The 24,834-nt window shown below is 56.3% G+C and carries 20 protein-coding genes and 1 tRNA gene; 9 read left to right on the top strand and 12 right to left on the bottom strand.

The window, feature by feature from the left end:
- Positions 1-42 precede the first annotated feature (42 nt).
- From ACJ8IM_RS02800 to ACJ8IM_RS02775, 6 genes are all read right to left on the bottom strand, one after another.
- A complete protein-coding gene (locus ACJ8IM_RS02800) occupies positions 43-1,182 on the bottom strand; it encodes a tail fiber domain-containing protein (protein WP_033654939.1) in 1,140 nt (379 codons plus the stop codon).
- Positions 1,183-1,598: 416 nt separating this feature from the next.
- Entirely contained in the window at positions 1,599-2,981 is a 1,383-nt protein-coding gene (locus ACJ8IM_RS02795) for a serralysin family metalloprotease (protein ID WP_041035877.1), read from the bottom strand.
- Between the two features lie 501 nt (positions 2,982-3,482).
- The gene (locus ACJ8IM_RS02790; protein WP_033654937.1) at positions 3,483-4,772 is read right to left on the bottom strand and encodes an alginate export family protein; all 1,290 of its coding nucleotides are present in this window, start codon (positions 4,770-4,772) and stop codon (positions 3,483-3,485) included.
- A gap of 41 nt (positions 4,773-4,813) precedes the next feature.
- Complete coding sequence (locus ACJ8IM_RS02785) at positions 4,814-5,611, bottom strand: glyoxalase (RefSeq protein ID WP_080289926.1); 798 nt, start codon at positions 5,609-5,611, stop codon at positions 4,814-4,816.
- A 630-nt stretch (positions 5,612-6,241) separates the two neighbouring features.
- A complete protein-coding gene (gene katG / locus ACJ8IM_RS02780) occupies positions 6,242-8,437 on the bottom strand; it encodes a catalase/peroxidase HPI (protein WP_101455524.1) in 2,196 nt (731 codons plus the stop codon).
- Between the two features lie 259 nt (positions 8,438-8,696).
- A complete protein-coding gene (locus ACJ8IM_RS02775) occupies positions 8,697-10,121 on the bottom strand; it encodes a coniferyl aldehyde dehydrogenase (protein WP_229601726.1) in 1,425 nt (474 codons plus the stop codon).
- Positions 10,122-10,320: 199 nt separating this feature from the next.
- Here ACJ8IM_RS02775 and ACJ8IM_RS02770 point away from each other — a divergent pair, with 199 nt between their 5' ends.
- Positions 10,321-11,151 (top strand): alpha/beta fold hydrolase, encoded by an 831-nt coding sequence (locus tag ACJ8IM_RS02770; RefSeq protein ID WP_033635196.1) that lies wholly within the window; start codon positions 10,321-10,323, stop codon positions 11,149-11,151.
- A 67-nt stretch (positions 11,152-11,218) separates the two neighbouring features.
- Here ACJ8IM_RS02770 and ACJ8IM_RS02765 read toward each other — a convergent pair whose 3' ends face one another.
- Both ACJ8IM_RS02765 and amiA read right to left on the bottom strand, forming a co-directional pair.
- Entirely contained in the window at positions 11,219-12,271 is a 1,053-nt protein-coding gene (locus ACJ8IM_RS02765; RefSeq protein WP_033654933.1) for a porin, read from the bottom strand.
- A gap of 54 nt (positions 12,272-12,325) precedes the next feature.
- The gene (amiA, locus tag ACJ8IM_RS02760; protein ID WP_060430595.1) at positions 12,326-13,156 is read right to left on the bottom strand and encodes an N-acetylmuramoyl-L-alanine amidase AmiA; all 831 of its coding nucleotides are present in this window, start codon (positions 13,154-13,156) and stop codon (positions 12,326-12,328) included.
- A gap of 334 nt (positions 13,157-13,490) precedes the next feature.
- Here amiA and ACJ8IM_RS02755 point away from each other — a divergent pair, with 334 nt between their 5' ends.
- The 7 genes from ACJ8IM_RS02755 to ACJ8IM_RS02725 all read left to right on the top strand — a co-directional run bounded on the left by ACJ8IM_RS02755 (position 13,491) and on the right by ACJ8IM_RS02725 (position 19,908).
- A complete protein-coding gene (locus ACJ8IM_RS02755) occupies positions 13,491-14,861 on the top strand; it encodes an MFS transporter (RefSeq protein ID WP_033654931.1) in 1,371 nt (456 codons plus the stop codon).
- A 16-nt stretch (positions 14,862-14,877) separates the two neighbouring features.
- Complete coding sequence (locus ACJ8IM_RS02750) at positions 14,878-15,276, top strand: hypothetical protein (protein ID WP_223181972.1); 399 nt, start codon at positions 14,878-14,880, stop codon at positions 15,274-15,276.
- A gap of 46 nt (positions 15,277-15,322) precedes the next feature.
- Entirely contained in the window at positions 15,323-16,399 is a 1,077-nt protein-coding gene (locus ACJ8IM_RS02745; protein WP_230116453.1) for an ABC transporter substrate-binding protein, read from the top strand.
- A 63-nt stretch (positions 16,400-16,462) separates the two neighbouring features.
- Positions 16,463-17,452: a FecCD family ABC transporter permease gene (locus ACJ8IM_RS02740; RefSeq protein WP_229601724.1), complete on the top strand. Its 990-nt coding sequence runs from the start codon at positions 16,463-16,465 to the stop codon at positions 17,450-17,452.
- The gene (locus ACJ8IM_RS02735; protein WP_033647937.1) at positions 17,439-18,206 is read left to right on the top strand and encodes an ABC transporter ATP-binding protein; all 768 of its coding nucleotides are present in this window, start codon (positions 17,439-17,441) and stop codon (positions 18,204-18,206) included. Before ACJ8IM_RS02740 ends, ACJ8IM_RS02735 begins: the two co-directional genes overlap by 14 nt.
- A gap of 101 nt (positions 18,207-18,307) precedes the next feature.
- Complete coding sequence (gene hchA, locus ACJ8IM_RS02730) at positions 18,308-19,183, top strand: glyoxalase III HchA (protein ID WP_033654929.1); 876 nt, start codon at positions 18,308-18,310, stop codon at positions 19,181-19,183.
- Positions 19,180-19,908, top strand: a complete 729-nt coding sequence (locus ACJ8IM_RS02725; RefSeq protein ID WP_033647935.1) for a PA1136 family autoinducer-binding transcriptional regulator — start codon at positions 19,180-19,182, stop codon at positions 19,906-19,908. Before hchA ends, ACJ8IM_RS02725 begins: the two co-directional genes overlap by 4 nt.
- Here ACJ8IM_RS02725 and ACJ8IM_RS02720 read toward each other — a convergent pair.
- On the bottom strand, positions 19,905-20,795 hold the full coding sequence (locus ACJ8IM_RS02720; protein ID WP_033654928.1) for a LysR substrate-binding domain-containing protein: 891 nt from the start codon (positions 20,793-20,795) through the stop codon (positions 19,905-19,907). The two genes, ACJ8IM_RS02725 and ACJ8IM_RS02720, sit on opposite strands and share 4 nt — an antisense overlap.
- Before the next feature lie 129 nt (positions 20,796-20,924).
- Between ACJ8IM_RS02720 and ACJ8IM_RS02715 the strand changes: the two genes are divergently transcribed.
- Complete coding sequence (locus tag ACJ8IM_RS02715; protein WP_033654927.1) at positions 20,925-21,497, top strand: hypothetical protein; 573 nt, start codon at positions 20,925-20,927, stop codon at positions 21,495-21,497.
- 607 nt (positions 21,498-22,104) lie between these two features.
- On the opposite strand, the gene ACJ8IM_RS02710 is transcribed toward ACJ8IM_RS02715, so the two are convergent.
- From ACJ8IM_RS02710 to ACJ8IM_RS02700, 3 genes are all read right to left on the bottom strand, one after another.
- Positions 22,105-22,977, bottom strand: a complete 873-nt coding sequence (locus tag ACJ8IM_RS02710) for a hypothetical protein (RefSeq protein ID WP_072008439.1) — start codon at positions 22,975-22,977, stop codon at positions 22,105-22,107.
- 6 nt (positions 22,978-22,983) lie between these two features.
- Positions 22,984-24,252, bottom strand: coding sequence for a site-specific DNA-methyltransferase (locus tag ACJ8IM_RS02705; protein WP_229601723.1), 1,269 nt, complete (start codon positions 24,250-24,252; stop codon positions 22,984-22,986).
- 397 nt (positions 24,253-24,649) lie between these two features.
- Positions 24,650-24,725 (bottom strand) — tRNA-Asn (locus ACJ8IM_RS02700).
- Positions 24,726-24,834 lie beyond the last annotated feature (109 nt).

The following is a 24,834-nucleotide window of genomic DNA, read 5'->3' as shown; positions in this document are numbered from 1 at the left end:
GGCGCTGAGAGGTATTCAGTGCTAACGGCCCAATATTGTTAATCAGGCGCGCTCAATGCCTTTTTCCAAGGCAACCAGTCGTCTTTCAAAAGCCTCTCGTTCTGCTTCGCGCAGTGAGCGTTCTTCCTTAAGCGCTTCAACCAGCAACGCGACTACGCCGTTGATATTGATGCTGCGGGCGTCTTTCAGCACGCTGCCGTCATTGAGTTTCAGCTCGGTCTGGGTCACGGATTGGGGGAGAATTTCTTCCACTTCTTGTGCAATCACGCCGGCTTCCGGTACGCCCTGTTTGAGGTAGGTGTAGCCGCCGATGTTGGCCAGCTTGTCCAGGGCGCCGTCGATTGGGGTTATTTCCGTTTTCATACGGACGTCAGAGCTGATGTTCCACCCGCCGCCGGTGACGGCATAGCCGTCTTCTTTGAAAACGAACCAGCTATTTTTATTGCCGTCACTCACGTTAATGACCAGCTCGTTGTACTTCACATGGTCGTGGTGATAAATTTTTACGTGTTTATTACCTGGATTAGGTAAATAAAGCCCGTTGGTAAGGGATTCCTGCGATTTATCGACATTCTCAGGCGGGCTTGCAGTGAACCAGCCGTGAGCGTTGCGCTTGGTCAGTTGTCCAACAGACAGCTCGGCATTGGGTTTGACCCGGAGTTCATTCCAGTTTCCCTGCCAGTCGCGGTAAGAGAGCAGGCCATAATCCTCTTTGCCGGCGACCACGCGTGACCCCATCAGCATGGTCGTGGTGATATTACCGCTGGTAAATTCGGTATGTATAGTTGCCGCATTATAGACCTGCCCGTTGATAAGCGGAGCCGGGCCGGTGGTCGCAGTGGAGATGTCCGCATTATGCGAAACCATCGCCCCGCCGGAGATATCTACGCCGTTGCGCAGAGCAACCCGACCGGAAGCCAGATTGAACGAGAAGGGGCGCAGCGTGTTCCACTGCCCGTCCTGTGCCTGTCCGGTTGGTGTGGTCAGGGCATAAAAATCCTTGCCGTCGTTACGCAACATTACGCCGGTGTTGCCGTTGGCCAGTCGAAAGCCGTTGGCAGATTTTGAGACGATTTCACCGTCGCTGACGACCCGTTTGCGCAGTGTAGTCAGCGACTTTAGTTCGGTGATGTCGTCGTTGACGCCACTCTGTACCTGGGCATTTTTCTTTTGTTCAGCCATGATAATTCCTCAGTTTATTAATAAGTTCCTGCCATGGAAATGGCACATGGTAACGCTTTACAGACAGTTAACGACGCTGCGCATTTAAGACGAAGATGGTTAAAAATTACGAAAACTGTATGCATGAACAGTAGGTTATGAGCATCAGGAATAGATATCAAATGATAATGACTATCATTTGCTGTGTGATGGATGAGACAAGAAAGAAGAACGGATGATTTCTGGCGATGACGTAATAACTTATTGATTTATAGAATAATAGTCATTTAAATTGACTGCTTAAGTGCGTTTATTGTTCCGTTGCTCCTCACACCCATTTACTGCTTTGGTGATGTGGGAACCGCGCAAAAAACGCCATCGGAGGCCTGCGAAGAGATAAACAGTCCGGCGTTCGCGCCGGACTGCGGGTTTCTTGGCTAGACGAGAATATCGGCGGAAGCGTCGACCTGCCCCACGATTTTAACCAGGAAATCAGGCTGGTTATGGCCGGAGAGATTGATCGCCAGATCGGTGACATTCTGCTGCGAGTCATAATTCAGCGCCGCTTCATACAGCGAGCCGCTTAAATTATCGACGAAGTGCAACTCGCCCCCCTCGGCCTTAACCGTCTGGTTGAGCCACGACAGATCGATTTTATCCACCGCCGTTTGGAAATCACGGATCCAGTCCGGCGCGGCGGCCTGGCTGTCGTCGGCTGCGCTGAAGACGAAGGTGTCGGCGCCTGCATTGCCCCAGAGCTGATCGGCGCCGTCGGCACCGTAAATGATATCGTTGCCTGCGCCGCCTTTGAGCGTATTGTTCAGTGCGTTGCCCACTAAGATATCGGCGCCGCTGCCGCCGATGATATTTTCAATCTGCGCGCCATAGGCGATGGCGATATTCGCCTTCAATCCGCCCACATCTGAGAATGAGCCTTCGTTAATGTTGATGCGCTGATCTTGGCTGTAGCCTGAAAAATCCAGCGTGTCGTTGCCGCCGGCATCCCAGATAGCCGCCACGATTTTGTCCGTGGACGCCTTAACGCTCAAAAAGTCTCGATCCGTATTCGAGTTGAAACCATAGGTGGTATCACCGGTGCGCGTGGTGGTGTTCGCGCCGTACAGCTTCTGAATGGCGGTAATATCATCCAGCTGCGGCCCCGAGGGCCATACGCCTTTATAGTCGGCGCCGGTGTTTTGTTCACTAAAATAGCTCATCAAAGAATATTGATGGTCGTCCTCATAATATTTCGCCGAGTTGGTGTAGGTGGGGTAAGTCGCGTTGGAGGCATCATAGTTTCCGGGGTGGGAGAGCCCGAGCGCATGCCCTATTTCGTGGGTCAGCGTATCCCTGGCATAGTTATTGGTCTGCGGATTCGAAGCGTCGTAGCCTTTGTTGCCGCTGATCCAGATGGTGCTTTTCAGGTCGTTTTGCGTACTTTCATAGGAGGTGTAATTGCCTCCGCTGGCCGCCTTATAAAAACCAAACTTTATATCAGCGCTTTTGGCATCGGTGCCTTTGATCTCGGTGAAGGTGATATTGGCCACGTCTGACCAGGACTGCAATGAAAGCTTGGTTTGGGCCTGTTGGGCGGCGGTAAGCTGTGCGGATCCTGGCTTATCGCTGTCGGTATACACGGGGAAAGAGTAGGTTATTGTTGCCGCATGGTCAGTCACGCCTTTGCCATTGGCGGAATAATGGCTCCTCAGCAACAGATCTGAAACGTCTTCCGTGGCGTATGAAGGCTTGCTGCTTCCCTCGCGATCGCCTCTTTCATAATCGGTTAAATAATCTGAGATTTTATCGGTAGCTAATGACATATCAAACTCCTTTGGACGTTGACAATATTGCACTTAACGCTCTATATGCTCGTACACAGGTTTGAAAATAGGGGGAGTTATTGGGTTATCATTGGCTTGCCTCCTTGGTCTGGCTTGAATATCGCACTCAAGCGGGATATGTCCTTATCATTAATCACGGTGAGGAATTAATGGCGCGCAATGGTTGGCTGAAAGCAGTATAGGCATAATTATTTTATTAATGAGTTATTCTTATATGAATCTTTTACATAAGATATGTGTAAAAGGCGCACTTAAATAACCAGGTGGAATTAAATCTTTATTTAATATTACTCTGTAATTGGCTCGTGGAGTTTACCTAACTGATTTATCTTTTTGCTTTTCATTAATTTTCATCTGTAAATGGCGGCGAGTAGCCACCATTGCCGCAATGCATATAGGCGGCTATACGCCGGCGAACGTCATTAATTGAGTAAGGGATCATTAAGGGCGCCCGCGTACACCGATTAACTTGCCTGATAATTAAAAACTGTAGGTGCCCTGCGCCAGGATGAAGTTCATGTTTTTCAGCCCGGCATGCTGCTGCAGGCTGTGGCCGACGTCGAAGTAGACATAGGCCACCTTGAACTGAAGATCGCTGCGCGGCGTCCAGATGGTTTCGACCTGATACTGGTTGCCGATAAAGCGCGAGCCTTGCGCGCTGCCCTTCACCGGGCGCATCGGCCCGAGGTAGAAGGCATCCTCGCGGCGTTGCCGCCACAACGCGTCCCAGCTGAAGTCGATGGCCAGGGTTTGCCACGGCGTAATCGTGACCGAAGGATGAATGGCGATCAGGTTAGCCGGCGCCACCAGCCCGTTTTCGGTCAGGTAGGGCAGCTTGGGGTACATGGCGTTAAAGGTATTGAGCTGCCCATCGTGACCGTTTTTATCGCCGCTGGCGATGCCAATCTTGCCGCCAAAGCGCGGCTGCCAGCGCCAGTCGCTCATCCTATACCCGGCGTGCGCCGACGCCGACCAGGCGCGGATGTCGCGCTGTTCTGCGCTGCCGAACTGCCAGGCGGCTTCATTATCCCAGTCGAACCCCTGCGCTGCGCCGAAAATGCGCGCGCCGACGGTATAGCGCCGTTCTTGCCCGCTGAGCTGCGCGTAGTGGGCGTCGTTATCCTCAAAGCCAAAGGTGTAGAGATCGAGCGAGGACGCCAGCGCTGCCAGCGGCGTGGTGCCGTACAGCCCCCACACCTTTTGGCTGTTGTCGGTATCGTCGTCGAAACTGCCGGTTTTGAGGGTGACGGGGTGGCCGATAAAGGCGTCTAGGCGGTTTTTATCCTTGGCCCAGCTGGCGCGGATGGCGTCGAAAGAACGACGCACGTTGGGGCCGTCGCGGGTGCCCATCAGGTGCAGCGAACCCAGCGCAATCTCCTGGCGGCCGACCCGCAGGGTGCCGAGGCCGTAGGCGGTGGGCAGTTTTAAGTCCACATAGCCCTGGCCGAGATAGGCATGATCTTCGTCGGTCGGCTTGCGCCCGCGATCGCGCGGCGTGGCCAGTGACGATCCCAACTGGACATAGGCGCCAAAGTCGTCGCCATAGTCGAGGCGCGCGCCAATCAGCAGGCGCTGCATGAAGGTGTCGTCGCGTCCGCCGCTCAGATCGCGTTGATCCGTCCATTCATAGCGCTCGCGCAGTGAACCGTCGAAAGACAGGGTGGCCGCATCGCCCAACGGGATGTTTTTCCAGGGGGAAGCGGCGGGTTCCGCCGCCAGGGCGGGGAGCGAGGAGAACAGCAACAGTGCGGGAAGCGTGCGTTTCATCATGGGTATCCGAAGAAAAAAGCGCGCCGCAGCGCGCCTTGGGTTTATTTAGCCGTCTGGTGGATTTCGGCGATGTAGCCGCCGGGGAAACGCACCAGCGCCGAGGCGCGGCGCTCCGCCGCCGTCGAACGCCACAGCACCTGCGCGCCGCTGGCCGTCGCTTTGGCCAGCGTGGCCGGCAGATCGTCGACGCCATAGCCGGTGCGCTCATGGCCGAACGGATAAGGCAGATGCCCGTCGGTGACGAAAATGCGCGTTTTGCCGAAGCGCGAGTCCAGTTCGATCTGGCGGATCTTGCCGTTGTCGCTGCGGCCGATCGCCGTATCGCTGACCTGTTCGTCGCTCACCACCGTGGCGTGCGAGAACGCCTGGTAGCTTTTCAGGAAATCGTTGACGCGGTAGGCGGAGAGATACAGGCGGTTTTCCGGCACGCTCAGCAGCGGCTTGTAGTTGGGCGCCTTGGTGTGCCAATAGAGCTGCATGTTGACGCCGCCGGGCCACTGGATCACCGCGTCGCGGCCAATCGGATCGTCGAAAGGCGCAACCTGCACATCGGCGCCGGCGGCCCTGGCCTGGCGGATGGCGGCATCCATATCCCTGACCAGAAAACCGTTGCGCTCGGCGCCGAACGGGTGCGGGATCGGCGTTTTGAAATCGAACACCGAGAAGCTGCCGGCCGGCGTCAGTATCAGCTGGGAGTAGGTTTTGCTCGGCGTGGGCGTGACGTTGACCAGCACGCGTTCGGTGCTGGTGCCGCCGAAGGTTTTCAGGATGCTGTCGACAAAGGCATCCATTTTGCCGCGTTCGACGTAGACATGGGTGGTGTCATATTGCGGCCCCACGGCGAGAGACGCCGTATCGGCTGCCCATGATACGGCAGGGAGCAGCAGCGCAAGGGCTGATATCCTCAGCCGACGAGAAGAAATACCGATAATATGTTGCATGATGACCTCCAGGTAGCGGTTATTTTCCTGAGTGAAGCGTGATTTCCTATGAGCTTTCCCGTCGGCTGAAAAATAAAAACTAAAAACGCAATGCGCGTCGTGAAACATTAAATAAGGGCGAAATTCTGGCGCCTAAGCGAATATCGCGAAGGTGCAGAACCTCTCTTTTTATTGGCATAAAAACGGTGGGGTGCCTTTGCCGGCTAAGCCCGCTGTCGCTAAGGAACGGCGAGGGTCATAAGGCCCGCCTCGCCGCGCGCTGAGGCGAATCGAAGATAATCCATAACGGTGTTCTCCTGGATGGGATATATCGCATTAGCCAGCTGAGTTTACGGTCTTCATTGCCGTCTAAATATAAATACAGCATTAAAAGAATTGCCGCCCATCAAATTTTTATATGACTTGTTGAGTAAATACGAATAAGCGGAAAATAAAATATAACGGCGCGTGCTAAGGCCGGCGTTGAGCGGAGGCGGTGTTGATCTCGGGAGGAAAAACGGCCTGCCGAAGCAGGCCGTTGCGGGGAGTTTACGCCAAATCGAAACGATCGAGGTTCATCACTTTGTTCCAGGCAGCGACGAAGTCGTGGGCGAACTTCTCCTGCGCGTCGGCGCTGCCGTAGACTTCGGCCAGCGCGCGCAGCTGCGCGTGTGAACCGAACACCAGATCGACGCGGGTGCCGGTCCATTTGACCGCGCCGCTGCGGCGATCGCGCCCTTCGAACAGGCCGTCCTCACCCACCGGGTGCCAGGTGGTGCCCATGTCTAGCAGGTTGACGAAGAAGTCGTTGGTCAGCGCCTGCGGCCGATGGGTGAACACGCCGTGCGGCGTGCCGTCGACGTTGGCGCCGAGTACCCGCAGCCCGCCGACCAGCACCGTCATTTCCGGCGCGGTCAGGGTCAGCAGCTGCGCCTTGTCGACCAGCAGCGTCTCGGCCGGCACGCGGTATTTGCCCTTCAGGAAGTTGCGGAAACCGTCGGCGAGCGGCTCCATCGCTTCGAAAGAGTCCACGTCGGTCTGCTCCTGCGAAGCGTCCATGCGGCCCGGCGCGAACGGCACCGTCAGGGCCAAACCGGCGTTCTTCGCCGCCTGTTCCACGCCCGCCGCGCCGGCCAGTACGATCAGATCCGCCAGCGAGACGCGCTTGCCGCCGGCCTGCGCATCATTGAAGGCGCGTTGGATGCTCTCCAGCTTGGCCAGCGTTGCGGCGAGCTGCGCAGGTTGGTTGACCGCCCAGTCTTTTTGCGGCGCCAGGCGAATGCGCGCACCGTTGGCGCCGCCGCGTTTGTCGGAACCGCGGAAGCTCGAAGCGGAAGCCCAGGCGGTGGAGACCAGCGCCGATACCGGCAGGCCGGAAGCCAGCACGGCGTTTTTCAGCGCGGCGATGTCCTGCTCGTCGATCAGCGGATGATCGACCGCCGGGATCGGATCCTGCCAAATCAGCTCTTCCTGCGGCACTTCCGGGCCGAGGTAGCGAGGGCGCGGCCCCATATCGCGGTGGGTCAGCTTGAACCAGGCGCGGGCGAAGGCGTCGGTCAACTCTTCCGGATGCTCATAGAAGCGGCGCGAAATCTTCTCGTAGGCCGGATCGAAGCGCAGCGACAGGTCGGTGGTCAGCATGGTCGGGCGGCGTTTCTTGTTCGGATCGAAGGCGTCGGGAATGGTTTCACCGATGTCTTTCGCCACCCACTGGTGCGCGCCGGCCGGGCTTTGGCTTAGCTCCCATTCGTATTCGAACAGATGGCGGAAGAAATCGTGGTTCCACTGGGTTGGGGTGGTGGTCCAGGTGACTTCCAGGCCGCTGGTGATGGCGTCTTTGCCGACGCCGGTGCCGAAGGTGCTGTGCCAGCCGAGGCCCTGCGACTCCAGCCCGGCCGCTTCCGGATCGGCGCCGACGTTAGACGCCGGACCGGCGCCGTGGGTCTTGCCGAAGGTGTGGCCGCCGGCGATCAGCGCCACGGTTTCTTCGTCGTTCATCGCCATGCGGGCGAAGGTTTCACGGATGTCGCGCGCGGCGGCCACCGGATCGGGGTTGCCGTCCGGGCCTTCCGGGTTGACGTAGATCAGGCCCATCTGCACCGCCGCCAGCGGGTTCTCCAGATCGCGGTCGCCCGAGTAGCGGCTGTTTGGCCCGCCGCTCAGCTCCAGCCAGATCTTCTCCGAGCCCCAGTAGACGTCGTCCGGCTCCCAGGTGTCGGCACGGCCGCCGGCGTAGCCGAAGGTTTTGAAGCCCATCGATTCCAGCGCCACGTTGCCGGTCAGGATAATCAGGTCGGCCCAGGAGATGTTGCGGCCGTATTTCTGTTTGATCGGCCACAGCAGGCGGCGCGCCTTGTCGAGGCTGACGTTGTCCGGCCAGCTGTTGAGCGGGGCGAAGCGCTGCTGGCCTTCGCCCGCGCCGCCGCGGCCGTCGCCGATGCGGTAGGTGCCGGCGCTGTGCCAGGCCATACGGATGAACAGGCCGCCGTAGTGGCCGAAGTCCGCCGGCCACCATTCCTGCGAGTCGGTCATCAGGGCGTGCAGATCCTGTTTGACCGCCGCCAGATCGAGACTGTTGAAGGCGTCGGCGTAGTTGAAGTCTTTATCCATCGGATCGGACAGGGGGGAGTGCTGATGCAGCGGTTTCAGGCTGAGCTGATTGGGCCACCAATCCTGATTGGTGGGGCCGTTCTGCGGTGCGGGCTGCTTGCCGCCCGAAAACGGGCATTTGCTTTCAGTTGTCATAATGCGCTCTCTGCTTCCGTAAGGGTGCTCCAGCCGCCGGGCGTGGAGCGGTTAACAAGGCATGCGGGTAAGGCTTGCGTCGGGTGTTGCGCTAAATAACTGAACTCAATGGAATCACATCGCCCCGGCCGCTAACGGGCAAAGGGCGACTCATGGCTAAGCTTAGTCAGCGGCGGCGGAGAGATAAAATAGGAATGATTGAATACTGTGATAGCTTGCGGCGATTCATGGCTGTGTTATTGATAGTCAGCGCGGCGCTCTAGCGGCGCCGCAGCATCACCTTGAGCACCGCGTCCGCCAGCTTGCCGAACGGCGCGCGCAGCAGATCGGTGAAGCGCCAGCGGCTTTGGATAAAGACGCCCTTGGCATGGCTCAGCGCCCGGAATCCTTCGATGCCGTGACAGGCCCCCATGCCGCTGGGGCCGATGCCGCCGAACGGCAGATCGTCCTGGGCAAAGTGCAGCAGGGTGGCGTTGACGCTGACGTTGCCGGAGGTGGTGCGCGCCAGCAGCCGATCCTGCAGCGCGCCGCCTGGGCCAAAGTAGTACAGCGCCAGCGGGCGCGGCCCGGCGTTGATAACGTCGATCGTTTCATCAAAGGCGGCGTAGGTGCGTATCGGCAGCAGCGGCCCGAAGATTTCCTCTTGCATGATCCGGCTGTCGTCGGGGGCGCCGACGATCAGCGTGGGGGCGAGGGTTTTCGGCCGTTCCACCGCCGAGTCCGGGCGGTGGCCCACCGGAACGATCCGCGCACCCCGCGCCTGGGCGTCGGTGAGCAGATCCTGCAAACGGTGGTAGTGCCTGTCGTTGATGATGGCGCCGTAGTCATGGCTCGTCGGCCCGTCGGGGTAAAACGCTTTGACCGCCGCGTCGTAGAGCGCGATGAAGTTTTCCACATCGTCCTGATGGATCAGCAGGAAATCGGGCGCGATGCAGGTTTGGCCCGCGTTCGACAGCTTGCCGAACGCCAGGCTGTTAACGGTTCTGGCGTTAACCGCGCCGGGCGCCACCACGGCGGGGCTTTTGCCGCCCAGCTCGAGCGTCAAGGGCACCAGATTTTTACCGGCCGCCTGCATGATCTGGCGGCCGATCGCCGTGCTGCCGGTGAACACCAAGTGATCGAACGCCAGCTCGCTGAACCCGGCCCCGACGTCCGGCCCGCCGGTCACCACGGCGACCTCATCGGCGGGAAACAGCGCTGCCAGCATCGTTTCGATAAGCTGGCTGGTGCGCGGCGTGAGCTCCGAAGGTTTCAGCATCACGCGGTTGCCGGCGGCCAGGGCGGTGGCCAGCGGGATGAAGGTCAACGAAAACGGGTAGTTCCACGGCGCCATGACGCCAATCACGCCTTTAGGTTGGTATTGCACGTAGGCGCGCCCGGCCTGGTACGGCAGGGCGACGTGGCGGCGTTCCGGCTGCATGAAGCGTTTCAGGTTGCTCAGCAGGTAATCGATCGCCTGCACGGTGACCAGGATCTCCAGGATGTCGGTTTCGTAAGGCGAACGGTGGCCGAAGTCTGCGCTGACGGCCGCCGTCAGCGCGCCGCGCTGGGCCAAAATGGCGCTCCGCAGGCGGCGCAGGGTGGCCTTGCGCTGAGCGATCGTCGGTGCGCCGTCGCGCAGGAAGGCATGACGCTGGGCGGCAAGCCGTTGCTCCATCGTCATGAGGATGTCATCTCCCTGCACTTGAATTCTCCTGATGCCGAGTGAAAGCGGGAATGCGGTTTGCCGAATCGTGTTTGACCTTAAAGTGAACTTTAAACCTATACTCGTTAAACGATCAACGCAAGATCGTCGGCCAACCGGGATGAGGGAGCCAGAGATCCCGGCGCCGCGCGCAGTATAAACCTTCTTTTTTAACCAAAGTGTAAATGGGAGAAACGACATGGGTTACGTAACGACCAGCGATGGCGTCGAGATTTTCTACAAGGATTGGGGCCCCAAAAACGGCAAGGTTATCTATTTTCACCACGGCTGGCCGCTGTCCAGCGATGACTGGGATGCCCAGATGCTGTTCTTCGTGAACAAAGGGTTCCGCGTGGTTGCGCACGATCGCCGCGGCCACGGCCGCTCCAGCCAGGTGTCGGAAGGGCACGACATGGACCACTACGCCGATGACGTCGCCGCGGTGGTAAAACACCTGGGCGTGCAGGGCGCGATGCACGTGGGCCACTCGACGGGCGGCGGCGAGGTGGTGCGCTATATCGTGCGCCACGGCGAGGACAAGGTATCCAAAGCGGTGCTGATCAGCGCGGTGCCGCCGCTGATGGTGAAAACCGACGCCAATCCGCAGGGCACCCCCAAAGCGGTGTTCGATGATTTCCAGGCGCAGCTGGCCGCCAACCGGGCGCAGTTCTATTACGACGTGCCCGCCGGCCCGTTCTACGGTTATAACCGCCCGGGCGCCAAACCGTCGGAGGCGATTATCTGGAACTGGTGGCGCCAGGGCATGATGGGTGGCGCCAAGGCACACTACGACGGCATCGTCGCCTTCTCGCAGACCGATTTCACCGAAGATCTCAAGAAGATTGCCATTCCGGTGCTGGTGATCCACGGCGACGACGATCAGGTAGTGCCTTATCAGGACTCCGGCGTGCTGTCGGCCAAGCTGGTGCAGAACGGCACGCTCAATACCTATAAGGGCGCGCCGCACGGCATCCCGACCACCCATGCCGATCAGGTCAACGCCGATCTGCTGGCGTTCGTGAACAGCTAAAGACTCAACGCGTCGCGAGCCTCGCCCTTCACCGGGCGGGGCTTTTTATTGGCTGAGGGAGAGCGGATCACCAGTGATAGCTGATGCCCATATCGAGCTTGTCCGAGGCATCGACGTCGGGCGTGTGCTGCGAAAGGTTATTGAATTCATAGTTAATAAACACCTGCATATTGCTGTTGAGCAACCAGGTCACGCCCAGCTCCTCGTAGTTCAATAAGTCCATGTTCCGGCCTGCCCGGGTCTGTATCAAACGGGTATAGCCGATGTTGGGTTGGATGTGGTCCGTCAGCCGGTATTTGGCGAGCGCTTCATAACTTGACGCCGAACCGCGGTTAGCGGTTTGTTGCGGGCTGATGGCGTTGTCGCTTTGGGTGAACACGGCCGCAAGGTAGATTTTTTTCGACGCATAGAGAACCCCTTCGGCCAGCGTATCGATGCGCCGGCGATAGCCGGCGGCGCGTTGTTGCCGCTGCGTGGTTTGAGACGCCGAGGCGGCGGCGATGAGGCTGAGCGTCGGCGTCAGCGCATAACGGAAGGAGAGGCCGAATCCGTTGCCGTTTTGTTTGCCCGGCGTTTGCCGGTCGTCGCCGTCTTTGAACTGATATTGCAACGCGAGTGCGGCGCGCCGCTGAAACAGGCTGAAGGGGCGGCGGTAAGTGAGCAGGTTACGCGCCCGGCCGCGCATAAAATTGTCGATGTAGTTGTAGGCCATCTCTCTAAACAGCGGAGAGCGATCGGTCAGGGCGGTCACATCATAGAGCACGCCCCAATTGCGGCCGATATCGAGGCTGCCGAAGGTTGCGTTTTGCACCCCAATATAGGCGAGTCGGGTGCTGTTGCGAGTCGCGTCGGCGAAGCTGACGGTATATTCCCAGTGGGCGTAGGCCCGCCAGCGCGGCGCGATCTTTTTTTTGCCTATCAGGCCGAAATAGAGGTAGCTGCGGTCGCCGTCGTCGCGCGCGTTTTGGCCGCTGTAGCGTCTGGCGATAATCGTGCCGTAGAAATTCAGGCTGTTTTGCTGCGACCCCGTCAACGACACGGCGAAGGCGCCGCGTGGTAATAGGGCCAGCAGGGGGAAAAGCATGCCCGCCGAAAAATAACGCGGATTGCATTTTATCATGATGACACCGTCCCTGTGCGCGGCAAGCCCGTGAGCTTGCCGCCTCGGCGAAGCTTAAGCGTGCGTTTCGCGTTTAAAGTAGCTGACGATCCCCTGAGCGATCGCCGTGGCAATTTTATTTCGGAATGCGGGGGTGCCGAGCAGCCTTTCTTCCTCAGGGTTGGTGATGAAAGAGGTTTCCACCAACACGGAAGGAATATACGGGGATTTTAAGACCACGAAGGCCGCCTGTTCGGTATTTTTGGCATGCAGATGATGAATGGGCGCAATATGTTGAATCAGGTGCGAGCCCAGCGTCAGGCTTTCTTTGATCGTTTCCGTCTGCTCCAAATCAAACAGTATCTTCTGCAAATAGCGGTCTTTCTTGATGACGTTAGGGCCGGCGAGATCGTCCGCCGCGTTTTCACTGTTCGATAAGTATTTCGCCATCGCGCTGCTGGCGCCTTTATTGGAAAGCGCAAAGACCGAAGCGCCACAGGCGCTGGGGCAGGTAAAACCGTCGGCGTGGATGGACATGAAAAGATCCGCACCGTGCCGGTGCGCGATCTCCACCCGATCGTAAAGCGGAATAAAAACGTCGCTGTCGCGCGTCAGGCGGGCATCGATGCCGTGTCGGTCGAGCTGTGCACGCACATTTTTGGCGATCGCCAGAACGACATGTTTTTCCAGCGAACCGGTGTGGCCAATGGCGCCGGAGTCGATGCCGCCATGACCGGGATCCAACATGACCAGGAATCTTTTTCGCGCCCCCTGAGGTTTGGGGCGCGGCAGGCCGTGGGCGTGAGCCAGCGGGGAAGCGGCGCCGTTCAGCGCCAGGGCCGCCAGCCCTGCTAACATCATTCTGCGGCGAGATAACCGGGTGTTCAAAAGGTCCGTCTTAGCCATAAGGTTAACCAGCATAAAAGGAAAGGGTGTTTTTGTTATAACATAACAATTTCACGCACCAGCGGGGTTGTCTGTTAGCGGCTGTTACTTTTAATGTCATTCCTTAAATTCACTGGTTTTTTATACTGCATTTATTTTGTTTATTGAATATTCGTATTGTTATTAATTTGTTTTGTATTTGTTAATTCTTATTTTGACACACTATTTAATCTAATATTTCAAATGAGATTTATTCTCCTCTTTAATTGATATGTTATAACGTAATTACTAAAACGGATAAAAAATGGGGTCTTTGCCGCCGGCATGAAGTCACTCACGTTTTTGGAGCGTTAACATGACTTTTAAACACCAGGAAAAAGAGACATTAAATATATTCGCCGTTCTCGCCGTCTCGTTAAGCACGGTTATCGCCATGCTCGACAGTACCATCGCCAACGTGGCGCTGCCGGTGATCGCCAAAGATTTCGGCGTTTCCGAATCGGCCTCCATCATGATTATTAATGCCTACCAGTTTGCCGTCGTCGCCTCTTTGATGCCCTTCGCGGCGCTGGGTCGCGCGGTGGGCAATAAAAAAATCTTTATGGCCGGGGTGGTGCTGTTCGCTTTTTCATCATTGGGCTGCGCGCTGTCCACGACGCTGGAGATGCTGACGGCATTCAGGGTGATACAGGGCTTCGGCGCGGCGGCGGTGCTCAGCGTCAATGCGGCGCTGATCAAGGAGATATACCCGGAAAGGCTGCTTGGGCGCGGCCTGGGCATAAACGTGATGGTGGTGTCGGTTTCCGCCGCCGCCGGGCCATCCATCGCCTCGGCGATACTTTCTCAAACGAGCTGGAACTGGCTGTTTACCATTAATGTTCCCATCGCCTGCCTGTCGCTGCTGCTGAGCGTGATATTCCTGGGTTCCCGCGAGCGGCGCAGCGTTGGGTTCGACAGCGGGGGCGCCCTGTTGGTGTTTGTGCTGTTTATCGCTTTCTCGCTCAGCACCATGAGCATGACCACTCACCATCTGCCGGCGGCGGCGCTGAGCTTTGCGGTATTCGCCGGGCTGGCCGGGTTGCTGTACATCAATCAAAAAAGAAAGGCTGACGCCGCGCTGATCCCGATCGCGATGCTGCATAACCCGACGCTGTCATTGTCTTTGCTGATGTCGATGCTGTCCTACAGCACCCAGCTTTTGGCCTATGTTTCGCTGCCTTTTTATTTTCACAACGTTCTGCAAAGAAACGTGGTGGAAATCGGTCTGTTGCTGACCGCCTGGCCGCTGGCCACCATGGCGTCTTCGCTGATTTCCGGCGATTTGGCCAAGAAGTACGATCCCAATCTTGTTGCCCTCTCGGGCCTTGCCTGTCTGCTGGCAGGCATGCTGCTGATGGCCAATCTGCCGAGCGATCCGTCGAATGGGGCGATCGTATGGCGCGTGGCGCTGTGCGGCATCGGTTTCGGCCTGTTTCAATCACCGAACAACCTGTTGATCATGACGTCGGTCTCCCATGAAAACAGCAGCATCGCCAGCGGCCTGTTGGGCAGTTCCCGGCTGATTGGGCAAATCGTCGGTTCGGCGTTGGTGGCGATTTTCTTCAACATGCGGGGCGCGCAAGCGACGAATATCAGTTTAATGGCGGGGGCGGCATTCTCGTTCCTTTCTCTGGTCGTGAGCTATATGCGCTTCAAGTCCGCCGTTACGTTAAAAACCAGCAAATAGAAGCACGAGGTTTCCCATGCGATTTATCCCATTAGTACCGTTGGTTATCGGCATGGCGGCGTTTTCCCTTGCCGGCTGCACGACCTACCACGACGTGGCGTTGCAACAAAAAGAGACGGGGCTCAATAGCCAATATTACCTGCTGCAGCCGCCGGTCTATGTCGGCGACCGGTTGAAATATGGTCTGAAGGACGGCAGCGGCGGCGAGTTGACGGTGGCGAAGGTTGAACCGAAAGACCTGGTCGCCGACAGCGGAAAAATCATTCCCCTGTCGCAGCTCTCTTTCCTGCAACGAAAAGACCTTTCCACAGGAAAAACCGCCGCGTTGGTCGGCGGCGGCGCGGTCGCCACCACGGCAATCGTCTTTGTGGCCGGGATAACCATCATGGCCGCCGGCATCGCCGCGTCGGCCTAACGCAGCCCATCGCCGCACGCCGCCGAGCGTGCGCACAGGAGGCACCATGTGCGTCACAGTGAAATTTATCGCCACCGCGCTGCTGGCAATATTCGCCTTGCCGACGGCGCCTTGCGCCAGCGGCAGTCAGCTGGCGGCGGCCGAACGGCCGCAGAGCGCAGCGGTGCAAAAGTTGCCTGGCCACTATCAGCGGATCGTCATCACCGGCAACTGCCCCTTCGGCGTGATCCTGGCGAACGAGGCGGCCTACCGGCACGTCGTCGGCGTGGGGCCCTGGGCGTTCATGCATGCCGATATGCATGTGTTGAAGGACATGAAGCCTGACATCGGCAGGATCACCTCCGCCTTCATCAATAAGGACTACCGGGTCAACATGGAGTCGTTAATGAATCTACGGCCCGACATTATTTATTACTACGGCAAAAGCCAGGACGATCGGCTGGAAAGGGCGGGCGTGATGACCGTCGATCTGGATGCCGGCGGGAAGACAAAGTACCAACCGATGGTCACCCAGATATATTGGGAAAATACCTTCGCCGACACGCTCGGCCTGCCGCGCACGCACAAATTCAAAGACGCCTGGGAAAAGACCCTGAAGCAGATCCGCCCCTATGCCGCAGCCATCCGCGCGCAGCACGTCAGGGCGTTGTATCTCGAAGAAAGCGACGGCAGGCAGCTGAAGGTGAGCGGCCCGCATACCTACGGCGACACCTACCTGAAAATGGCCGGCATGGACAACGTCGCCGGGGATTTGCCGGTGAAAGGGGATGCCGGCAGGTACATCAACGTTTCGATGGAGCAGATCATGGCCTGGGACCCGGATGTGATTTTCGTGGTTTTCGGCAGCGCCAAAGCGCTGCTGCACGGGGGGATCCCCGGCCAGGCCTGGGAGACGCTCAGGGCGGTAAAAAACGGCAAGGTTTTCTCGACGCCGGTGGGCATTCATAACTGGGGGGGCCTGTCGGCGGAAACGTCACTGCTGCCGCTGTTTATGATCAACCGCTATGCCCCTGAAGACATTAGCGACAAGACGCTGCGGGAGGAGACGCGCCGCTATTATCAGACGATGTTCTCCTATGCGATCCCGGACCGTTTGTTGGATGAGGTGCTGGCACAGCGCTAGCACCACGGTTGAATTGCGTTAGTGGGTTGGAGGAGCTTGGGGATGCCGGGCAGAGGAAAATATATGGCGATCATGGTAGGGCTGTTTTTAGCCTTGTGTGTGGTTGCCGTCGCATCACTGTTTGCCGGCCGTTACGCCTTGTCGGCCCATGACGTGCTGCAGATTTTATGGCAGGGGAACATGCCGGGGGAAAACCAGGCCCACTATTCGGTGATTTTTAACCTGCGTGCGCCGCGGGTGGTGGCGGTGATGCTGGTGGGCGGCGGGTTGGCGGTCGCCGGCGCGACCTTTCAGGCGGTGCTGAAAAACGCGTTAGCCAGCCCGGACGTGCTGGGCACGTCTTCCGCCTCCGCCTTTGGCGCCGCGCTGGGCATTTTATTGAGTTTGTCTTTTGCCCTGAGTTCCCTGCTGTCGTTTCTTTTCGGCGTGGTGAGTTTGTTGCTGGTGCTTGGCATTTGCCGCCTGAAACGCCGGCAGGATGCGCTGACGACGATCCTGTCCGGCATGATTATCGCGTCGGTGTTTATCGCGTTTGTCTCGGCCATCAAATATGTCGCCGATCCGCAGGATACCTTGCCCGCCATCGTCTTCTGGCTGATGGGCAGCTTCGCTTCGGTGGCGAAAGTGCAGGTCTATTGGTTGATCCCGCTGTTTGCGGCGTGTTACCTGACTATCTACCGGCTCAGGTGGAACATGAACATTCTCTCGCTGGGGGACGACGAGGCGCGCATTGCCGGCCTGAATCCGCCCCGGCTGAAGATCCTGCTGCTGATCGCCGCCTCTCTGCTGGTTTCCGCCTCGGTGAGTTTGGCCGGCGTGGTGGGGTGGGTTGGCTTGGTGATCCCCCATTTGGTGCGAAGCGTGCTGGGATATAACCACGGCCGCCTGATCCCAGCATCGGCGCTCTGCGGCGCGTTGTTTTTGCTGGTTATCGACAATATTGCGAGAGGCGCCACCTATACGGAAATTCCAATCGGCATCCTGACCGCGCTGATCGGCGCGCCGCTTTTCGCGGTGCTTTTTATTCTGGGGAATCGATATGATCACCGCTAGCCGGCTAGCCTTTGGTTTCAAGGGGCGGGAGCCCATTTTCGACAACGTCAGCTTCGAGCTTAAGCGCGGCGAGATCCTCAGCGTGCTGGGCCCGAACGGCGCCGGCAAAACGACGCTGCTGAGAAATATTGCGGGCCTGTGTCGGCCCAGCGCCGGCAGGTGCGAGATCGGCCGCGTCGATAATCGAGAGGCGCGCCTGGCCTACGTGCCGCAGGCGAAGGCGCCACATTTTTCCTATGGCGTACTCGATTTTGTCACTTTCGGCTGCGCCCGCCAGGCGGGATGGTTCGCCGGGCCGCGGCGGCAAGATTTCACCAGGGCGCAGGCGGTGTTGCACGCGCTGGAGATCGCGCCGCTGGCGCAGAAAAATATCAACCAGATCAGCGGCGGTGAACTGCAGATGTGTTATTTCGCCAAGGCGCTGGTGGCAGATCCCGACGTCATGATCCTCGACGAACCGGAATCGAATCTGGATTTTTACAATCAGGCCAAAATGATCGAAATGCTGTGGCGCCTCGCCAAAGAGCGGCAGATGACGATCGTGCTGAATACGCATTTCCTCAATTACGCCGAACGCATCTCCGACAAGTGTTTACTGATGGCAAAACGGCAGTCGCTGTTTGGCGTTAAAAGCGCAGTGCTGCAGGAAGATATCCTGGAGCGCTATTTCCGGGTGCCGGTCAGAAAATGCTGCTATGAACACCAGGGCGCCAGCGAAGAAACCTTTATTATCGCTCTACGCAATCTCGCCTGAGTTTCGGCTGCAAGGATTGCTTGAGGGATATCCCTCATTGCGGCCCCGCCGGCGGTTATTTAAGCTGAAAGGGCAACGTAACGGTGAATATGGAGATAATCATGACTGATTCAGTGTCCAACGATCGTAATCCCACCCCGGATGTGGCGGAAGACAACGCGTTCTTCCCATCACCTTACTCCCTCAGCCAGTACACCTCGTCCAAAACCGACTTCGCGGGTGCCAGCTACCCGAACGCCTATCGCGGCGGCAAGTGGAAGGTGCTGATGATCGCCTCGCAGGAGCGCTACCTGCTGATGCAAAACGGCAAGTTCTTCTCCACCGGCAATCACCCGGTCGAGATGCTGTTGCCGATGCATCACCTGGATCTGGCCGGTTTCGAGATCGACATCGCCACGCCGTCCGGCGATCCGGTGAAGCTGGAGATGTGGGCGTTCCCGCAGGAAGACGACGCGGTCAAGGCCACCTACGAGAAGTACCGCAGCCAGCTCAAGCAGCCGAAAAAGCTGACGGAGGTGGTGAAGGATCTGGATGGCGGCAACTACCTCGGCGTTTTCATCCCCGGCGGCCACGGCGTACTGAATGATATCCCGTTCAGCGAAGAGGTGAAAAAGACCCTGCACTGGGCGCACGACAACGATCGCTACGTGATTTCGCTGTGCCACGGGCCGGCCGGTTTGCTGGCGGCGGGCATCGGCGAGAGCAAAGAGGATTTCCTCTATCGTGGCTATGAAATGTGCGTGTTCCCGGACTCGCTCGATACCGGCGCCAACATCGACATTGGCTACATCCCCGGCCCGATGCCCTGGCTGGTGGGCGAGCGCTTGCGCGAGCGGGGCGTGAAGATCGTTAACGCCGACATCACCGGCAAGGTGCATAAAGATCGGCGCCTGCTGACCGGCGACAGCCCGCTGGCTTCCAACAACCTCGGCAAGCTGGCGGCAGAGACGCTGCTGGCCGACGTCGCCGCGCGATGAGCGACGAGATCGCGCAGCGCGCTTTCCAGACGGCGCTGGCGATGGACCACGAGCGAACCCTGTCCGCCATTCAGGGGCGGGTTCGTGCCTTTGCCGCGCCGTTCGGCTTCGATCGCTTTGTGCTGTTTTCCGCTTCCGCTGCGGCGGAGGCGGGGATCGAGCATATCTATTGGGTCGAGGGCGACTGGTTCGGCGACGGCGAGGCGGTCGATGCGTTGACCTACGTGCGGCACTGCCCGGTGACCCGGCATATGCTGCGGGTCAGCGAGCCGTTCTTCTGGACCAAGACCCGGGCGCAGCAGGGCGAGCGCTACCGGATTGTACGCACGCCGCGTGGCGCCGGCCTGCACGGCGTGCAGATCCCGGTGTTCGGCCCGGCCGGTTTGGAGGGCGCCGTCAGCCTGGGGGGCGATCGCATCGACGCCTCGCCGCCGGTGCGGCTGGCGCTGGTGCTGGTGGGCACGGCGGCCTTTCAGGCGGCGCGGCGGCTGTTCGCACCGGCGGCCGGCGAGGGGGAGAGCAGGCTGTCGGCGCGTGAGCGCGAGGTGCTGAGCTGGACCGCCATCGGCCGGCGGCAGGCGGATATCGCCGCGATGCTCGGCCTGTCTGAGCGCACGGTGGAAAACCACCTGCGGCGCATTCGCCAACGCCTTGGTGCCGCCACCACCGCGCAGGCCATCAGCGTGGCGATCCGCCTGGGGGAAATCGCCCCCGAGCGCCGTTAGCCCACCGCCATTTGCCGCAGCAGCCACTCGCGCAGCGCAATGATATCGGAGCGCTGCGCGGTTTCTTCGGTGGCCACCAGATAATAGTTGGCGCCGGGTAACGACATCTCGAACGGCGCGGCCAGCACGCCGCGCTGCAACAAATCGCGCGCCAGCAGCCGGCTGGCGATCACCACCCCCTGGCCCGCCACCGCCGCCTGCAGCGCATGCGTCTCGTCGCTGAAGGTCAGCCCGGCTTCCACGTTCAACCCTTCCGGCCCGTAGCGCCGCCGCCAGTTTTCCCAGGTCGGCGCGTCGGCGGGCACCTGCCGATGTTCCACGTGAAACAGCGTTACCCGCTGCAAATCCTCGCTGCGCTCCAGCGCCAGCGCCGGGCTGGCCACCACGATAAAGCGATCCTCATGCAGCAGGGTGCAGTGCAGATCGGTTTCCGGCGTTTCACGGTAGCGGATGGCGACGTCCACGGTGCGCTGGTTGAGATCGACGCGCTCGACGCTGGTGTGCAGGCGCAGATCGATGGCGGGAAACTCCGCCTTGAAATCCGCCAGGCGTGGCACCAGCCAGTGGGTGAGAAAATTGGAAGTGGTGGTGACGGTCAGCGCCGGCGGCTGTTGGGCGCGGGTGATTTGGGCGACGGACTGCTCCAGCGCGGCAAAGGCGCGCTGGGTGCCGGCATACAGGATCTCGCCGGTCTCGGTCAGGCTGACGCCCTGCGCGCTGCGCTCGCACACCCGGCATGCCAGCACCGACTCCAGCAGCTTAATCTGGTGGCTGACCGCCGTCGCGCTGACGCCCAGCGCCTCGGCGGCCAGTTTGAAGCTGCGGCAGCCGGCCACGGCGTGGAAGGCGCGCAGCGCGCCCAGCGGCGGCAAACGGGGTTTTCTCATGGCTGAGTTATTCTCATCTAAGGCTGAAAACTATGAGTTTGTCTGACCGATTATACAAGAGATAGGCTACTGACATGTGAACAGGGAAATGAATTTATTTCATCATTTCCACCATGTCGGGAGTTAACGATGAGCATATATGTCAACAACGGCGCCCTGGGCGCCATGGAACACACGGGTACGGCGGCGAGCGCCCTGGCGCTCAGCGTGCCGGTCGCGGCGGGCGCCTTGCTGCTGAAGACCGAAAGCCTGCTGGGCATCGGCGCAACGCTGATGCTGCTAACGGCATTGGCGCTGGCGTTTCTCGGCGGCGCCGCACTGGCCCGCTGGCAGCCGCTGCGGAACCGGCCTGCGCTGGCTATGCTCCGCGACGGTTTTTTGCTGGCGGCGGCGGGGTGGCTATTGACGCTGCTGATGCTGTTCGGCGGCCATGATTGGCCGGCCCTGCTGGCGGGCATCGCCCTCGGCGGCCTGGGGCAGGGCGTGGCCTATCGCACGGCGGTGGGGGAGAGAGCGGCGTTCGCCGTGGCGTGCAGGCTGGCGACGGTGGTGAGCATCGTGGCCGTGGGGGTTGCCGCTTTGCTGATTCAAACCTACGCCGCGCCGGGCGAGAGAGGAAGCTGTTTCGCGCTGGCGCTGCTGGTCGATTTGGCGCTGCTGGGGGCGTTGATGGCGCGGGTTGCGGAGCGGGATGGGGCCTGAGCCGTCGCGCTGAAGGGAAAACAGCCCGCCCGGTAAACCCGGCGGGCTTCGCTTGGGCGGCCGCCAGCTCTTGCGGGGCAACAGTTTGCAAGCCGACGAGCTGAATGGCCGGCTGCTCCAGATTGATGCCAAAGTATCCTTGATCCCAATTGTAGATATTGACGACGTGCTGATTGAGCGCGCTTTCGCCCTGCCTGAATATTGACAGATCTTGCTTGAATTTATCTTCTTTCACTATATTTTATATAATTAAAAAGATTGCTGAATTTTTATTTTATAAAATATGTTTTTGAAACTAAAATTTATAACGATGTGCTATGATCTGTTTTATTATTATGTGTTGTCGGTGATTTAATTGGTTTATTATGGATTTGATGGTTTTTTTGGGGGGGGGGAGCATTATTGGTTTGCAATGATCTGGTGCTGTAATTACATTTTGAATTTTTCTGGTTTAATTTTTTAATAATTAGCGTGTTTGGCTGTTGTGTAAGTTAATTTATTTTATTTTTTTTTGAAAGAAAATTTTTGTGTTAATGTGAAAAAATGCATTTCAGCTGATCAAAGAAAGAGGCCATAAACCTCTTTCTTTATCCGTGGGATTAGTAATTCAAGATAAAATACTTGTTAAGAAACTAATAGCAGCACTTTTTGAGGATAATTCTGCATTTATTGTATCACCATTCATGTATTTTACGTGAATGACGAACGTATTAAAACGAAGATTATCTGGTGTTTTATTACTATTGTGTTCAGTTATGAAGGCTTTGGCCTCATCGAGGGTTTTAAATTTGAAATCATGGCCATACAACGGGCTTATTGTTATGTATTTAAGTGTTTTCTGAACTTTGAGTTCTAAAGATTTAATAAATTCATTGATTTCATTTTGGCTTGATTTAAATACTGCTTCTTTTACTTTTTCTAGTTGATTTTGTTCTAGTTTTTCTATTGATGCTACTTTGTTGGAAAGAACGCTCACTGGAGTGTTCTCATCAAATGACATATCTATTCCTGCAACTAAAAATGCAGAAACGAAGTTTTTGTAAGGAATGTAAAGAACTTGAAATCCACAGCTTTGTAACTGCTTTAGTGACGGTTCTGTAAATTCACCAGCAAGGATTGCACCTTTAAAGGGACACTCGACTTGATATTTATTGACTATAGGTAGAACTGCTCCTTGAATCTCTTGTACTTTATTTTTTGAATGCTTTGTATAACGACGCCATGCCGATTCAATAAAAGCAACAGGCCTACCTAAGGTGGTGTCACTACCAGAAAATTCAAAAACAAAATCTAAGTCATGAGTGCTTCCATAAGCATCTTCCCATGTGATTTTTTTGCCTTTACGGGCTTTCCTATTTTGACCAACAACATCAAGATATAATCCTGATTTATCTGCAATTCCTTGAAGAAGAGGCACAAACAAACTCTCTAGGATGTTACCTATTAGCTGTCCTAATTTATGTGATGGTGATTCGGCCATATTAAGTTACCCTTTTATCCACAAACGACCTTCATGCAACGGTACAGTATGGGTACGGTTTTTCCATTTGACATTTCTATCTCTTAGTTTTTCAAAACTGTAAGATTTAAATCCAGCAGCTAAAGCTAGCTCACCTAGCCATTTCTCAGCAGGAACGTGAATCCCGTATGGAGCAGAATCACCAATGACAAAACAAATTTTAGAATTATCCGACATATTAACTCTTAAGTTCGACCAAATTTTTGCCAAATCTAAGAAATACGCAGCGACCATAGTGTGATATGTTTTTTTTCCGCCTTTCGTATGTCTAATTTCTTCTAATTGCTTAGTTACAAGCGATATGTCTTTCTTTATGGGGTTTAATAATTTATCCTCAAGAACCTCTTCGAGGTCAATTTTATCAGATGCTGAATGCTGTGAGCATGATCTCATTAAACTTGGTCTTACCACATTTTTAAGATCCCCCCATCCATTAATTTCTCCCCAAAACATCATTTCTAGGCGAGTAGCATCAGCATAGTCATAATTGTTTGGGTAAGGAGGTGATGTAATAATTAAATTGCATTTTTGTGGTGCTATAAAAGATTGTCGAACATCATGCTGGGAGATATTCGAACAGCACTCCCAGCCTGAGGAAACTGCATACTCCATATCTGCAACCATAATTTCCATTTTTGCGTTGAAGGCCTCAAATGGATCTAACACTTTACTTTTTGATTTATTTGGTAAAATGTATTGCCATTGAGCGGTTCCAACATGACTACATGCTCTTAAAATTGAAGTTATGTTAAGCCTTACCAATTCCCACACTGGGTTATGGGGTTCGGCAAGCATTTCATATGCAGCCTTAAGTTGTTCCAGTTTATAAAATGATTCAAGAGAGTAACACTTTCCCAATAGATTAAATTCTGAATATCTACTATTGTCTGAATTAATTTTTAACGAAGTCGCAAGTTCAAGAGTTTCTTTACTTGCTCGACGCAATTCATTCGTGTTTAAATTCCAATTTTGCTTAGCTTGTGCTATCCTTGCAACAAAAGGATGACCTTCAAATCCATATGAACTAACGCCAAGAGAGTCTGCGGCAATATTTGTTGTTCCCGAACCAGTAAACGGTTCAAGCACAACAGCTTTATTACCTGTTTCTTCTTGGAATGTTTCAATTTCAGCTACTACCCATTCTGCAGAAAAGCCTGCTGAATAGCGGAACCAGCGGTGAATAGGTAACTTCATATTGTCAGTGAATGTTCCAGAGCGAGCTGTTTTTTTAAGCATTTTTAAACCGTGAGAAATTTAATTGATGGATTATTGTACCTCAATGAAGCCAATTACGAGACATATAAATCGTGATGTTAGCAATTTAAAGTATAATCGTATTGGTACATTGGTGATTTTAAATTATGATATTAAAATCATAATCTTAACATGATATCTATCATATAGGGATGATGGGACTAAGGCAAATTCCATTTTCCAGCCCTTGCTATCTTGTTTGCTCCTATTTCGTCCTTAAACGTCATAATTACTTGAGAATATACCTTTTTTACGCGAAACAGACTAACCCTGTTACAATTACATTGCGCCGAGACATCGTCAAGTATGTTCCCCCCCTGACTGAAGTACCAAAACCAAAAAGCCCGCTCAGGTTTCCCTGAGCGGGCTTCTCTAAATATGGCTCCTCTGACTGGACTCGAACCAGTGACATACGGATTAACAGTCCGCCGTTCTACCGACTGAACTACAGAGGAATCGTTTGAACGGGGCGAATAATAGCGAGGCGCCGTCGGCATGTCAAAGGCGGATTACACATTCTGTGACTGTTTGCTTACAGAATGCGCAACCCGTTGAGTTTTTTGG

The organism is Serratia sp. CY33525 (assembly GCF_052169115.1).
Classification (GTDB): Bacteria; Pseudomonadota; Gammaproteobacteria; order Enterobacterales; family Enterobacteriaceae; genus Serratia; species Serratia sarumanii.
This window is presented reverse-complemented; position numbering and strand designations above follow the sequence as displayed.